The organism is Allomesorhizobium camelthorni (assembly GCF_011045125.1).
In the GTDB taxonomy this organism is placed as follows: Bacteria; Pseudomonadota; Alphaproteobacteria; order Rhizobiales; family Rhizobiaceae; genus Allomesorhizobium; species Allomesorhizobium camelthorni.
On record NZ_JAAKZF010000028.1, the window covers coordinates 16,514 to 30,395 of the forward strand.

A 13,882-nucleotide genomic window follows, 5' to 3' on the forward strand; every position below is an offset into this window, starting at 1 on the left:
GGCCCTCAGATATCCAGTTCTTCCGCTGCCGCGAACTCGGCCCGTTCCTGGATGAAGCGGAAGCGCGCCTCAGGTTTTGTGCCCATCAGCGCGTCGACGGCGGATTTGGTCGCCGCTTCGTCGTCCAGCACGTCGACCCGAAGCAGCGTGCGCTTTCTCGGATCCATCGTGGTTTCCTTGAGCTGCGCCGCCATCATTTCGCCGAGGCCCTTGAAGCGGCCGATCTCGATCTTGCCGCGGCCGGTGAATTCCGTGCGCAGCAATTCGTCCTTGTGAGCGTCGTTTCGCGCATAGGCTACTTTGCCGCCTTGCCGGATGCTGTAGAGCGGCGGCACGGCCATATAGAGATGGCCGCCGCGAATGAGATCCGGCATCTCCTGGTAGAAGAAGGTGATCAGCAGCGAGGCGATATGCGCGCCGTCGACATCGGCGTCCGTCATGATGATGACGCGGTCGTAGCGCAGATCCTCGTCACGGTATTTCGAGCGCGTGCCGCAGCCCAGCGCCTGGATCAGGTCGGAAATCTGCTGGTTGGCGGTCAGCTTGTCATGGCCCGCGCTGGCGACGTTGAGGATCTTGCCGCGGAGCGGCAGGATGGCCTGCATCTGCCGGTCGCGCGCCTGTTTCGCCGAGCCGCCGGCCGAATCGCCCTCGACGATGAAGAGTTCGGCGCCGGCCGCGGCATTTTGCGTGCAGTCGGCAAGTTTTCCCGGCAGCCGCAACTTGCGCACCGCGCTCTTGCGCGACACTTCCTTTTCCTGGCGCCGCCGCACCCGCTCGTCGGCGCGGGCAATCACCCATTCGAGAAGCTTCGAAGCCTCCTGCGGATTGTCGGCGAGCCAATGGTCGAACGGGTCGCGGATCGCCGTCTCGACCAGCCTTATCGCCTCGACGGTCGCGAGCTTGTCCTTGGTCTGGCCGACGAATTCCGGCTCGCGGATGAACACCGACAGCATGCCGGCCGCCGAGATCATCACGTCCTCGCTGGTCACCACCGAGGCGCGCTTGTTGCCGGTGAGATCGGCATAGGCGCGCAGGCCTCGCGTCAAGACGTTGCGGAAGCCGGTCTCGTGCGTGCCGCCTTCGCCGGTCGGGATGGTGTTGCAGTAGGAATTGACGAAGCCGTCGCCGCCGAACCAGGTGACGGCCCATTCGATCGAGCCGTGTCCGCCCTGCTTTTCGCTTTTGCCGGCAAAGATTTCCCGCGTGACCTGGAATTCGTCACCGAGCGAGGCTTTCAGGTAATCCTTCAGCCCGCCGGGGAAATGCAGCACCGCCTTGGCTGGCGTCGGGTCCTTTTCCTTGATCAGCAGCGGATCGCAGGACCAGCGTATCTCGACGCCGCCGAACAGATAGGCTTTGGAGCGCGCCATGCGGTAGAGCCGCGCCGGCTCGAAATGCGCACCCTTACCAAAGATGTCCGGATCGGGATGAAAGCGGATTTTTGTGCCGCGCCGGTTGTGGACGTCGCCGAGCGATTCCAGTCCGCCCTGCGGAATGCCGCGTGAAAAGCGCTGGCGATAGAGTTGGCGGCCGCGCGCAACCTCGACCTCCAGATTGTCCGACAGCGCGTTGACCACGGAAACGCCGACGCCGTGCAAGCCGCCCGAGGTCTCGTAGACCTTGGAATCGAATTTGCCGCCGGCATGCAGCGTGCACATGATCACTTCGAGCGCCGATTTCTTCGGGAATTTCGGGTGCGGATCGACCGGAATGCCGCGGCCATTGTCGGTGACCGTCAGGAAACCGTCGGCGGAAAGCTCCACGTCGATGAAGGTGGCGTGGCCGGCCACCGCCTCGTCCATCGAATTGTCGATGACTTCGGCAAAGAGGTGGTGCAGCGCCTTTTCGTCTGTGCCGCCAATATACATGCCCGGCCGGCGGCGCACCGGCTCCAGCCCTTCCAGCACCTCGATGTCGGCGGCGCTGTAGCCTTCGCTGCCGTCCTTCACCTGCGGCGTCGCTCCGCGCTTGGCGACCGCCGCCGCCTGCACAAGGGGATCGGCCGGGCGAGCTGGCGTGCGCTGGCTTGGCTTTTCCAGCCCGGCGAAGAGGTCGTTGCTTTCATCCATGAAGTGGCAGGCGTTCCGGTGATTCGAATAGGCTGGGATACTGCCCGTTTTTTTCGGCGTGCGACAGAGGTTCGCGTTCCGTTCGGCGGCCGATCAGGAGGCAGTGGCAGGCGCCGTATAGCGCCGGCGAACCGCGCCGACAATGCGCTTGCGGCTTTCTTCGGCGGAAAGCGCCTGGTCGGCCTCGACTTCGGCGGTCTCATCCGCCAGCGCGTCGTCCCTGATCTGCCTGCGGAACCAGTCGGAATAGTCCCCGTTGCGCAGATGATGCTGCCAGGTTTTATCGTCAATGCCTTCGGCGATCTGGACGAACATCATCAGATTGTGCGCCCTCAGCTTCATCGCGTCGTCGGGCCCGCGAAAATAGAAGCTGCCCGCTTCGTCGAGTTGCCCTTCCGCATATTTGCGCGTGTGCCGCTTGCGCGACTGCTTTGGCTTTTCCGCCTTGATCAACTTGGCGGCCTCTCCGGATTTCGGCCGCCAGAACAGCACGCGATCGTCGTCCGGGGCGACCAGCCCTTCAGGCGGCTGCATACCTGTCTCGCGGCAGAACACGCGGATCACCTCGTCCGCCTGCGGCCCCAGCGCTATCACGGCGGAGACAAGACCGAGCGCGTCGGTCGCCACCGCGTCGGGGTGAACGGTGATGAGGATCGTGCCCGGCAGTTGCATCGAAAGCACGAGCGGCGTGTCGTTCCGCCGCTTCGGCAAGAGATGATGCACTTCGTCCACGATCAGCCAGTGCGGCCTTGCCGTGCGGGAGCGGAAACGGCCGAGTTCCGGCAGGAAATCGGCGAAGAAATCCGGACGTTCCTCGACGTCGAGCGTGAGCGTGCTGAGCACGACGTTGTCGACCGGCTTCTCAAGCAGTTTCATGGTCTGGTCCAGCGTCGGCGGAACGGAGCCGTCACCGACCGTGACCGCGCCTTCCAGGTCGTGATAGTCGCCTTCGGGATCGAAGACGCAGAACTGGAAGCCTTGCATGATGAAGCGTTCGGTCAGCGCGGTTGCGAGCGTCGATTTGCCTATGCCGGAACTTCCGGCAATGAGCACGGTGTCCGTCGGCCACAGGTGAACCTCGCTTCCGTCCTCTTCCGTGCCGACAAGAATGCCGTTTCGGCGGCAGAAACCGAGGTCCCAATCGCGCGCGATCAACTGCTCGACCAGTTCTTCCAGCCCTTCTCCCCGCGCCCCACGCGTAACGAGGTCCGCCGTGTCCTTGACGGCGGGAAGCGCGTTGGCGACCGCGGCGCTGCAGCCGCAGGCGCGCAGGAAGGCATGGTCGTTCTCAGCGTCGCCGATGCCGACGACATTGTGGGCCGACAGCCGGAGTTCCTCCAGCGCGACGGCGAGGCCGGCGGCCTTGTTGATGCCGCTTGGCAGGATCATGACCGCGCCCTTGTTGAAGATGATCTCGAGTTCGAGGCCGAGATCCTTGATTACTTCGAGCACCGTGGTCTGGTGTGGCTCCCACGTCGCCACGATCGAGCGTCCTACCGACAGCGGCGCGACCCCGCCCCGCGCCAGCGCCTCGACGAATTCGGGCGGCGGCGGGGGCGAGATAGTGCGCTCCTCCTCGCTGGCCGGCGTGTAGATCAGCGCGCCGTTTTCAGCCACGACCTTGTCGAACATGGCCAGGTCTTGAAATACATGCTTGAGATCCGGCAACTCGCGCCCTGTGACGAGGATAAGTTTCCGGCCGCTTTCCTTCAGACGCCTCAGCGCGTCCAGGGAGGCGGCTGTGACCAACCCATTATGCGCGAGCGTGCCGTCATAGTCCGTTGCGAACGCGATGAAATACATTCGGCCTTCGGTTTCCGGTCGGATCCTTGGGACGGATTCCGGTTGAAATCGACAGCATAACGAACAACACGGAACGACCGTTCCGCGCGGCACGCGGAAAGCGCTCTCGCTTGGAGGCAGTGCATTTCCACACAGTCTGGAGAGCACCAGGTGCTGTCCAGCCGATTGGCAACGCAATCAGCTGCCAAGCGCAGGTTCCGATTGTGGAAGTTTTGGGCTGTTCTCACGGAACAACGTCCTGAAAAACATACTATCTGACACCGAGCCTATTGTCCGCCCAATCAGTGCTGTCGCAACTACAGCGAAAACCAAACGGCCGAAGAAAACACTGGTAAAGTCGGCGCCCAGAGCGACGACAACCAAAGTGTCTTCTATGATGCTGTGGGCAAAACCCATGAAGACACAGGCAAGGAAGATCTGACGTGGTTCGATGGACGCCACACGGGCCTCACGGATAAGCAGCCCTCCACCGTATGAGATTCCAAGAAACAGGCCGACGGCGGCGAACGGTACGGTTTGTGACTGAATGCCGGCTAGGCGGAAGAGTGGCGTAAGCCCCTTGTTCAGCCAGCCCAAGATGCCGGATACCTTAAGAAGCTCCATCAACCAGCTCAGGCCCAGCAAAATGATCAGCATGATTGCCAGGGTCTTTACTGTGCTTAGAGTAAAATCGCTCCAGTCGGTACTATCGCTCATGGGTACCCACGCCGGTTCCAACGGCGCGGACAACCAGCTTGTTACCGAAAATATCTGGTGCAGCAGCGCGGCAAAGATTAGCCCGCCGCCTATGCGAAGCACGACGGTGACCACGAAACTTGGTCCAGCCTTCTGAATGATGCGTTGTTCGATGGGGAGGGCATGCGCGAACAGCAAAAGTGCTGAAAAAACGGTCATGTCTCCAGCGCTCAGCGCGGAAATCGGTGCCAGCGTGAATACAATCACCACCGCTCCCCAGATTCCCACAAGCAATCCTGTCAACCAGGCAAGGGCGAGTTCGGGCGGCAGGCCAACCAGCTTCATGAGCGGCGCGAGGTACGGTGAGACCGCTCGAATGAATCCAAGTTCCACCAAGACTTGCGTGACGAGCGTGATCGGTACGATGATGCGCACGAGTTCCCAATAGATTTCAAGGGTTTCCAGAGTCCTTCGATAAAGGGCAGATCGCATAGTCATTGCGGTGTCTCCGTAGTTGCCGCCAAAATGATTAGCGCGGTGCCATTCGCATTTGTGGTCAAAATTTGCGGTTTCATGCAATAATATTGCATGAAGAGACTTCGTATCTGTTGGCGGACAAAATGGACCAAATCGACAGGAAACTCCTCGACCTTTTGCAACAGGACGCTTCCCGAACCAACGCCGACTTGGCGGAGGAGGTCGGACTTTCACCTTCGAGTTGTCTACGCCGTATCCGGCGGCTCAAATCCACCGGCGTCATCGAGCGCGTTGTTGCCATCCTCAATCCGGCCAAGGCCGGCAAGGGACTGAGGGCGATCGTTACAGTCGAACTCGAGCGCCATGGCGAGCAGCACATGCGCCGCTTTCTCGACCTTGCCGCCAGGGAGCGGGCGGTGATCCAAGCCTACAGCGTGAGCGGCGAGACCGACGCTATCCTGATGCTGCGCCTCGGCGACATGGACGAGTTCGATGCACTGTGCGAGCGGCTTTTCCGGGACCGCAGCAACGTCGCGCGCTACTACACAATGTTCGTGATCCGCACAGCCAAGGAGACAACCGCGATCCCGTTCTAGATTTTCACGATCGCGTAAGGGTGGCCGCCGTTCACCACATCACGGCGATCGAATTGAAAAAGGCCGGCGTGGTGCCGGCCTTTTCCTCCGAAATGCTCGCTGTCAGCTGGCCAGCGCCTCGATCGGCGGGCACGAGCACACCAGGTTGCGGTCGCCGGCGACATTGTCGATGCGCGAGACCGGCGGCCAGTATTTGGCCGAACTGTCCGGATCGCCATCCGGATAGGCGGCTTCGAGCCGCGTGTAGGGATGCGTCCAGTCGGCGGCGAGCGTTTCGGCGGCCGTATGCGGCGCGTTTACCAGCGGGTTGTCGCCGGCCGGCCACTCGCCCTTGGCGACGCGCTCGGCTTCCCTCGCAATCGCGATCATCGCGTCGCAGAAGCGGTCGATCTCCCGTTTCGGCTCGGATTCGGTCGGCTCGACCATCAGCGTCCCGGCCACCGGCCACGACATGGTCGGCGCATGAAAACCGTAGTCGATCAGGCGCTTGGCGACGTCTTCTACACCGATGCCCGCGCTTTCCTTCAACACGCGCGTGTCGAGGATGCACTCATGCGCGACGCGCCCATTGCGGCCCTTGAACAGCACCGGATAGTGCGCCTTCAGCCGCTCGGCGATGTAGTTGGCGCTGAGGATCGCCAGTTCCGTCGCCTGCTTGAGGCCGGTGCCGCCCATCATGCGGATGTACATCCAGGTGATCGGCAGGATCGACGCACTGCCATAGGGCGCGGCCGACACAGCGTGTTCCGTCCCCGCCTCGACATGGCCGGGCAGGAACGCCGCCAGATGCGACTTGACGCCGATCGGCCCGACGCCCGGTCCGCCGCCGCCATGCGGAATGCAGAAGGTCTTGTGCAAATTCATGTGGCAGACGTCGCCGCCGATGTCGCCCGGCCGCGCCAGGCCGACCAGGGCGTTCAGGTTGGCCCCGTCGAGATAGACCTGTCCGCCATGCTCGTGCACCAGCGCGCAGATGTCCTTCACGCCTTCCTCGAACACGCCATGCGTCGAGGGATGGGTGATCATCAGCGCCGCGAGGTTTTGCGAATGCTGCTCCACCTTCGCCGTGAGGTCGGCGGTGTCGATATCGCCTTCCTCCGTGCAGCGCACGACGACGACATCCATGCCGGCCATATGGGCGCTCGCCGGATTGGTGCCATGCGCCGAGGACGGGATCAGGCAGACCTTGCGGTGCGCTTCTCCGCGCGAGTGGTGGTAGCGGCGGATGGCGAGCAGGCCGGCATATTCGCCCTGACTGCCGGCGTTCGGCTGCAGCGAGACCCTGTCGAAGCCGGTGATTTCGGCGAGCCATCCCTCCAGTTCGTCGGTCATGGCGCGATAGCCCACGGCATGCTCCGCCGGCGCGAACGGGTGCATGTTCGCCACTTCCGGCCAGCTCACCGGCATCATCTCGGCCGCCGCGTTGAGCTTCATCGTGCACGAGCCGAGGGGGATCATGGTGCGGTCGAGCGCCAGGTCCTTGTCGGCCAGCCGCCTGAGATAGCGCATCATCTCCGTTTCGGAACGGACCTCGTGGAACACCGGCTGCGTCATGAAGTTCTCGCCGCGCCGCCGTTCCGGCAGCATCAGCTCCGCTTCCGAAGGCGGCGTAGCCCCAAACAGGCCCGACAGCGCCTGCAGGTCTTCTTCGACCGAAGTCTGGTCGAAGCTGATCCCGACGCGGTTCTCGTCGATCACGCGGATCAGCCGGCCGGTGCGTTCGGCCTCGGCGGCAATTCTTTTGGCCTGCCCTTCGACCGTCACTGTAACCGTGTCGAATATCTCCTTGCCAGCGACCGCAAATCCGGCCGCCGTGAGCCCGGCCGAAAACCGCGCCGCCGGCGCATGGACCCGCCGTGCCAGGGTCTGCAGACCCTGCGGCCCGTGCCAGATCGCGAAGGCAGCCGCCATGTTTGCCAGCAGCGCCTGCGCCGTGCAGATGTTCGAGGTCGCCTTGTCGCGCCTGATGTGCTGCTCGCGCGTCTGCAGCGCCAGCCGGTATCCCGGCCGCCCTTTGGTGTCGGTCGACTGCCCGACCAGCCGGCCGGGGATCAGCCGCGTCAGCCGGTCCGACACGGCGAGATAGGCGGCGTGCGGACCGCCGTAGCCCATGGGAACGCCGAAGCGCTGCATGGCCCCGACGGCGATGTCGGCGCCCTGTTTTCCCGGTGCTTCGAGCAGCGTCAGCGCCAGCGGGTCGGCGACGACGACGACCAGCGCATCCGCGGCTTTTGCTTTCGCGATCACTGTCGAGTGGTCGTGGAAAACACCGAACGTGTCGGGCCACGGCACGATGACCGCCGCCGTGTCGGCGTCGATCTCGCCACCATTGACCTCGATCCCCAGCGGCTCGGCGCGGGTCTTCACCACGTCCACTATCTGTGGGTGCAGTTCTCCGGCCAGGACGACGCGGCTTCGCTTCTCGCGATGGTGGCGGAACGCGATCCCTACCGCTTCGGCCACCGCGGTCGCCTCGTCCAGCAGCGAGGCCGACGCCACCGGCAGGCCGGTCAGTTCGGTGACCAGCGTCTGGAAATTAAACAGCAGTTCGAGACGGCCCTGGCTGATCTCGGCCTGGTAGGGCGTGTAGGCTGTGTACCAGGCGGGGTTCTCGAACAGATTGCGCTGGATCACCGGCGGCACGCGGCAGCCGTGATAACCTTGGCCGATAAAGCTCTTCAGCACGTGGTTGCGGCCCATCTTCTCGGAAAGCTCGGCCAGCGCCTCGGCCTCGGTCGCCGGACCGGGCAGGTGCAGCGGCCGGTTGAGCCGGATCGATTTCGGCACGGTCTGCGTGATCAGCGTTTCGACGGAGGGCAGGCCGAGCGCGGCGAGCATCGCCCTCGTATCGGCAGGGCCGGGCCCGATATGGCGGCCGGCGAATTCAGCGCGGTTGTCTGTCATGTCCAGTTCCTCAGCCGATCATTGCCTTGTAGCCGGCCTCGTTCATCAGGCCGGTCAACTGGCTGTCGTCGGACAGCTTCATCTTCCACAGCCAGCCGTCGCCGGCGGGCGACGAATTGACCAGCGCCGGGTCGGAGGAGAGCGCGGTGTTGGCCTCGACGATCTCGCCGTCCGCCGGCGCATAGACGTCGGACGCCGCCTTTACCGATTCGACGACGACTGCGACGTCGCCCTTGGCGACCTTGCGCCCGGCCTCCGGCAGTTCCACGAACACCAGGTCGCCTAGCTGCTCCTGCGCATAGTCGGTGATGCCGACGGTCGCGACGCCGCCCTCGACGCGGATCCATTCGTGGTCTTCGGTGTAATAGGTGGTCGCCATGAAAAACTATCCTTTGCGGTAGCGATGCTGCGTGAAGGGAAGGGGATGCGTGTCGACGGCGATCTTGGTGCCGCGCACATCTGCGAAAAGTTTCGTTCCGGGCTTGGCCAAGCCGGACGAGACGTAGCCCATGGCGACCGGGTGCCCGACCGAAGGACCGAAGCCGCCCGACGTGACCCGGCCGGCCGGATTGCCGTTCTCGTCGAAAAGCTGCGCACCGGCGCGCACCGGCTGGCGGCCCTCCGGCTTCAGGCCAACGCGCTTTTCCGCCGGTCCGCGCGCAGCGATCTCACGCAAGGCTTCCGCTCCGATGAAAGCGCCGGCGGCGCGGAGATCCTTGGGAATGGCCCACATCAGCGCCGCACTCGCCGGATCGGTTTCCGGCGTAATGTCCTGCCCGTGCAGGCAAAGCCCGGCTTCGAGCCGCAGGCTGTCGCGCGCCGCAAGCCCGATCCACATGACGCGCTCGTCGGCGAGCAGTTTCTCCACCAGCGCCCGCGCGTCGGCTTCCGGCAGGCCGATCTCGAACCCGTCCTCGCCCGTATAGCCCGACCGGCTCATGAACCAGTTTTGTCGGGGCTCGATGCCGTGCATGAAGGTGAGCGATCCGGTCTCGATCCCGGCGCGGGAAAGCACGGCCCAGGCTTCCGGCCCCTGAATGGCCAGGAACACGCGGTCGAGCAGATCGACCTTGCAGTCTAAGCCCTTCGCCAGATTGCGCAGATGCGCTTCGTCCGCTGCCGCATTGCCTGCATTGGCCACGACCATGAAGCGGTCTGCGCCGAGCCTGGTGACGATCAGGTCGTCCAGGATGCCGGCCTGATCGTTCAGGAAGAAAGTCAGCTTCGATTGCGAAACTTCGAGGCCATTGGCGTCGAGCGGGCAGGCCTTCGACAGCAGCGCCGCGGCGTCCGGCCCGGACACTTCGAACAGCTTCATGTGGGAAATATCGAACAGCCCTGCCTGTTCGCGTGTGTGAAGGTGCTCCTTCATCACGCCGGCAGGATAGGTCAGCGGCATCGACCAGCCCGCGAACGCTCCGAAGCGCGCGCCTGCCGACCTGTGCAGATCATCGAGGGGTAGTGTTCTTGTCGATCCGTCGGTCATGACTTCTCCAGAGCGCACGCAAGCGGCCGCTATGGCGGCCATTCCGTGCCCCTCTGTCTGAAGCCTGAGAGACTCGCGCAACCGGAACTCTGTCGGCGACGCTTACACCTTCGGCGCGGGGTCCAGCCCCGACTTTCCAGAGTGTCTTTCCCGTCTACGGTTCTTTTTGCCTGAGAGATTTCGGGCGATTTCCCCTTCGGCGGCAGCTCTCGCTGCTCTCTCCCGCAAACAGGTAGGGACTCGAAAGCCCCTCGACGGCCCGTGTGTAGCTCATGCCCGACACTTTGTCACGTGCTTGCGACATGGCTTTCAACAACCCTTCGCTAACCACGCCCTTTACCTGTTCTTCAAACCAATGCTGCTAGTCTTGCTCCCGGCTTGGAGGCGGCAATGACCGCTTTCGTTGGTTTGGGGACGGGAAAATGGGCGAAGGCATCGTGGCTGCACCCGTTGGCGGACTTGCAGCGAAGAACCGCATCACCGCTGACGACGTGCTCCTGCTGCGCGGCCAGGTGTTCCGCGACGGTGTCGTCACATCCGAAGAGGCCGAATCACTGTTCGCGCTCGACGTTTCCGCGATCGAGAAATGCGCGGAATGGCCGGTCTTCTTCATCGAGGCGATCACCGACTATATCGTCCATCAGGAAAAGCCCTCCGGCTACGTCTCGGCCGCCAATGCCGAGTGGCTGATCGGCGTCGTCTCGCGCGACGGCGTGGTCGACACGCGGGCCGAACTCGAACTTCTGGTGACGGTGCTGGAAAAGGCGAAGTTCTCGCCGGACAAGCTCTCGGCCTACGCGCTGCAGCAGGTCATGCATGCGGTCGTGGACGGCAAGGGGGCATTGACCAAGGGCGGCGAGCTTGCGCCCGGTCGCATCACCAGGGGCGAAGTCGATCTGCTGCGCCGGATCCTTTACGCCTTCGGCGGCGACGGCAACATCGCCATAACCCGCGCCGAGGCCGAGGTGCTGCTGACGATCAACGAGCGCGCCGCCGGCGCCCAGAACGATCCGTCGTGGAACGACCTTTTCGTCAAGGCGATGGCCAATTTCGTCATGTGCGGATCGGGCTACGAGGCGCCGACGCGCGAGAAGGCACTGCACCAGGATGCCTTCGTTGACGCGCCTGAAGCTGGCATCGGAAGCTTTTTCGCACGCATGGCCGCTGGCAGCGTCGCCGGCATACTCGACGCCTACAGCCCGTCGGCGAGCATCGACACCGATTGGGAAGCCCACAATCTTTCGCGCGAGGCGCAGGCCCGCCGCGCCGAAGCCATAGACGCCTGCGAAGCCAGGTGGCTGGTCGAGCGGATCGGCGGCAAGCCGGCGCTGCACGAAAACGAGCGCGCACTGCTGAAGTTCATCAAGCAGGTGTCGCCGTCCATCCACCCCGACCTGCTGCCGCTGATCGACAGGGTGGCCTGAAGCAGATCCGGTTAGCGAGTTGCGCCCAGCCGTTCCACGTCGTTCTGCAAACGGTTGATCAACTGGCCGGTTTCGGCGTGCAGCAGCACCAGGCGGGCGAGTTGAGCGTTGACGAGATCGGCTCTTTGAGAAGCATCTCTCTCTTCCGAGGGCGCGATACCGACGCCGTGGAGTATCCATGAAAGGCTGACGCCGAGCAGGCCGGACAGTTTTGTCAGCCGGTGCGAACCGGGCTGCGAGCGGTCGCTTTCCCATGCCTGGACTGTCGCCGTCTTCACCCCAAGCCGCAGGGCAAGCTCCTTAAGGCTGAGTCCGCTTCCCTCGCGGGCTCGCGACAGACGGCCGCCGATCGTGTCGAGATCCGGCGTTTCTTCGTAAATGTTCGTGGTGTCGGACACCCGATATACCTCCTGTGGTGGCTGAAATCGCCGCGCCCGCAATGAGCGTGGATCGGACGACAATAATGGCGGACAGGAGTTGGGAGTACAACCCTCTCGAAGGAATTATCGAGCAAACGCTTGTATTTAAGTGGGAATTCTTTGACTGGAGACCAGCTAAGGTTTGTTGAGATTCAGGTCAGGCCGAGCCGGAATCGAAGATAGGCGTGCCGCGACCAAAATGGTGGATTTCGAGAACCGGAGCGGAGCGCACTTTCGGATACGTGAGCACTGGCAGCGCAGAAAGCCGCCATTGCAGGCCGGCATCACCTGAATCTTCAAATTCCGCCATACCAGTCGTAACCATTATCCTCCCAATAACCGCCCTTGCCGCCGCCGATTGCGCTGAAAGTGTCGACCAGCTCGATCCGGTGCAGATATTTGGGCATTTTGTAGCCGAGTTGCCGCTCGACCCGGACCCGCAGCGGCGCGCCGTTCTCGACCGGCAGCGGCTTGCCGTTGAGGCCGTAGGCAAGGATGGTCTGCGGATGGCGCGCGTCGATCAAATCGACCGAGCCGTAATACTTGATGTCGCCCGCCAGGCCCTGCTCGATCGGATCCATGCAATGGAAGACGGCATAGCGCGCCTGCGGCTTCACCTTCGCCTCGTCGAGCACCAGTGACAGCGGCACCCCCGTCCATTTGGCGATGCAGCTCCAGCCCTCGACGCAGTCGTGCCGGGTGATCTGCGTCCGTGATGGCATTGCGAGCAGTTGCGCGCGCGACAGCGACAGCGGCTTTTCCACGAGGCCCGTGACCTCCAGCCGCCAGTCGGCGAAATCGTTGCGCAAAAGCCCCTTGTAGAATTCGTCGTCCGGCGCGGTCACGCCGTTGGGTCGCTGCGGCTGGCGGATGTCGGCCTCGGTGAATTCCTGCGCCAGCGCATCGCGGCCGGTTATCAGCCGTTGCACGCGGTAGGTGAGCCCGTTGGTGCCTTCCATGAAATCGCGCACCGCGCTGTCGCGGGCGAGCCCGTCGAAGACGTCGCAGCCGGACAGCGCCAGGCCGGACGCCCCGATGCCGGCGGCGGTCAGGAATTTACGGCGGCTTATCTGGAATTTCTGCATGGTCACGCGCTCCTTCCGGAATTGGTTTCGCCATCAATAGGCGGGTCGGTGCGGTACCAGCCGGTGACGATCGAGCGCAGTTCGTTGATCGGCCCGGCGGCAAGGATCATCAGCATGTGGATGATGAAGAAGCCGACCAGGAGCAGCATTGCGGCGAAGTGGATTGTGCGCGCCGTCTGGCGCCCGCCCAGCGCATCAGCCAGGAACGGGATCGCGGCGTTCATCGTCGGCGACATCGCCAGCCCGGTCAGGATCATCAGCGGCAGCAGGATGAAGAGCACGCCGCCATAGGCGAGCTTCTGCGGCGTGTTGTATTCGCGCGCATGGTGAAAGCGCAGCCGCACATGGCTGGCTATGTCGCCCGGCAGCCGCCTCAAATCTTGGAGCTGCGGAGCTAGGTCGCGGCGCAGATGGCCATTAGCGAGGCTGGCCGCAAGCCACACGAGCAGCGTGACGACGAGGATCCAGGCGAAGAAGAAATGCACCACGCGCCCGGTCGCCAGATCCTGGTAGGACGGGATCGTCGCCCAGGCCGGAAAGCCACGCCCGACCGGCGTGTCTCCAACCCAGGAGAGCCCGAGCACGCCGCTCGTGTCGAAGCGCTGGCCGAACACTCGCGTATAGCCGACCGGACCTTCCGGCGTGTTTTCCGCCCTGATCGCGAGGATTTCATTGTCGAAGCCGAACCCGGACTGGTCGCCGATATAAAGCGTCGGGTGCGCGTTGAAGATCTGCAAGCCGCTGAGCAGCAGGAAAAACAGCGAGATTGCCCAGACCCAGTGGGTGAGGCGGGTCCAGGCCGATTGCCGGTAGACCAGCGTCCCGGCCTCGGCGGACGCGGAAGCTGCGTCGGCCATTTCGCGGATATGCGGGTTGTCCATGCGCGGTTCCTCCCTGCGGCTCGGCGGCCGCAACGTTTATGAGACTGCCGCTAAGATACG

Annotated in this window: 12 protein-coding genes and 1 riboswitch; of the genes, 2 read left to right on the plus strand and 10 right to left on the minus strand. The window is 63.5% G+C overall.

Annotated features, from left to right (window positions below; translation table 11 throughout):
• Positions 1 to 5 precede the first annotated feature (5 nt).
• The 3 genes from parE to G6N73_RS18835 all read right to left on the minus strand — a co-directional run bounded on the left by parE (position 6) and on the right by G6N73_RS18835 (position 5,048).
• On the minus strand, positions 6 to 2,072 hold the full coding sequence (gene parE / locus G6N73_RS18825) for a DNA topoisomerase IV subunit B (RefSeq protein ID WP_165030326.1): 2,067 nt from the start codon (positions 2,070 to 2,072) through the stop codon (positions 6 to 8).
• A gap of 93 nt (positions 2,073 to 2,165) precedes the next feature.
• Positions 2,166 to 3,875 (minus strand): HAD family hydrolase, encoded by a 1,710-nt coding sequence (locus G6N73_RS18830; protein WP_165030328.1) that lies wholly within the window; start codon positions 3,873 to 3,875, stop codon positions 2,166 to 2,168.
• Between the two features lie 177 nt (positions 3,876 to 4,052).
• The gene (locus G6N73_RS18835; RefSeq protein WP_165030330.1) at positions 4,053 to 5,048 is read right to left on the minus strand and encodes a nucleoside recognition domain-containing protein; all 996 of its coding nucleotides are present in this window, start codon (positions 5,046 to 5,048) and stop codon (positions 4,053 to 4,055) included.
• 122 nt (positions 5,049 to 5,170) lie between these two features.
• Here G6N73_RS18835 and G6N73_RS18840 point away from each other — a divergent pair, with 122 nt between their 5' ends.
• Positions 5,171 to 5,623 (plus strand): Lrp/AsnC family transcriptional regulator, encoded by a 453-nt coding sequence (locus tag G6N73_RS18840; RefSeq protein WP_165030332.1) that lies wholly within the window; start codon positions 5,171 to 5,173, stop codon positions 5,621 to 5,623.
• Between the two features lie 102 nt (positions 5,624 to 5,725).
• Here the strand turns inward: G6N73_RS18840 and gcvP are convergent, their stop codons facing one another.
• From gcvP to gcvT, 3 genes are read right to left on the minus strand one after another with little or no spacing between them, the layout of a single operon-like run.
• Positions 5,726 to 8,527: an aminomethyl-transferring glycine dehydrogenase gene (gene gcvP, locus G6N73_RS18845; RefSeq protein ID WP_165030334.1), complete on the minus strand. Its 2,802-nt coding sequence runs from the start codon at positions 8,525 to 8,527 to the stop codon at positions 5,726 to 5,728.
• A 10-nt stretch (positions 8,528 to 8,537) separates the two neighbouring features.
• Positions 8,538 to 8,906, minus strand: coding sequence for a glycine cleavage system protein GcvH (gene gcvH / locus G6N73_RS18850; protein WP_165030336.1), 369 nt, complete (start codon positions 8,904 to 8,906; stop codon positions 8,538 to 8,540).
• Between the two features lie 6 nt (positions 8,907 to 8,912).
• Positions 8,913 to 10,013, minus strand: a complete 1,101-nt coding sequence (gene gcvT, locus G6N73_RS18855; RefSeq protein ID WP_165030338.1) for a glycine cleavage system aminomethyltransferase GcvT — start codon at positions 10,011 to 10,013, stop codon at positions 8,913 to 8,915.
• Positions 10,014 to 10,160: 147 nt separating this feature from the next.
• Positions 10,161 to 10,248: riboswitch (glycine riboswitch) on the minus strand.
• Positions 10,249 to 10,435: 187 nt separating this feature from the next.
• On the opposite strand from gcvT, the gene G6N73_RS18860 reads away from it, so the two are divergent.
• The gene (locus G6N73_RS18860; RefSeq protein ID WP_165030340.1) at positions 10,436 to 11,437 is read left to right on the plus strand and encodes a hypothetical protein; all 1,002 of its coding nucleotides are present in this window, start codon (positions 10,436 to 10,438) and stop codon (positions 11,435 to 11,437) included.
• Positions 11,438 to 11,448: 11 nt separating this feature from the next.
• Here G6N73_RS18860 and G6N73_RS18865 read toward each other — a convergent pair whose 3' ends face one another.
• The 4 genes from G6N73_RS18865 to G6N73_RS18880 all read right to left on the minus strand — a co-directional run bounded on the left by G6N73_RS18865 (position 11,449) and on the right by G6N73_RS18880 (position 13,822).
• Positions 11,449 to 11,835, minus strand: a complete 387-nt coding sequence (locus tag G6N73_RS18865; protein WP_165030342.1) for a helix-turn-helix domain-containing protein — start codon at positions 11,833 to 11,835, stop codon at positions 11,449 to 11,451.
• 178 nt (positions 11,836 to 12,013) lie between these two features.
• Positions 12,014 to 12,166, minus strand: a complete 153-nt coding sequence (locus G6N73_RS18870; protein WP_165030344.1) for a hypothetical protein — start codon at positions 12,164 to 12,166, stop codon at positions 12,014 to 12,016.
• Entirely contained in the window at positions 12,153 to 12,941 is a 789-nt protein-coding gene (locus G6N73_RS18875; RefSeq protein ID WP_165030426.1) for a molybdopterin-binding protein, read from the minus strand. The genes G6N73_RS18870 and G6N73_RS18875 overlap by 14 nt, the downstream gene beginning before the upstream one ends.
• A gap of 2 nt (positions 12,942 to 12,943) precedes the next feature.
• On the minus strand, positions 12,944 to 13,822 hold the full coding sequence (locus G6N73_RS18880; RefSeq protein WP_165030346.1) for a cytochrome b/b6 domain-containing protein: 879 nt from the start codon (positions 13,820 to 13,822) through the stop codon (positions 12,944 to 12,946).
• Between the last annotated feature and the right edge of the window lie 60 nt (positions 13,823 to 13,882).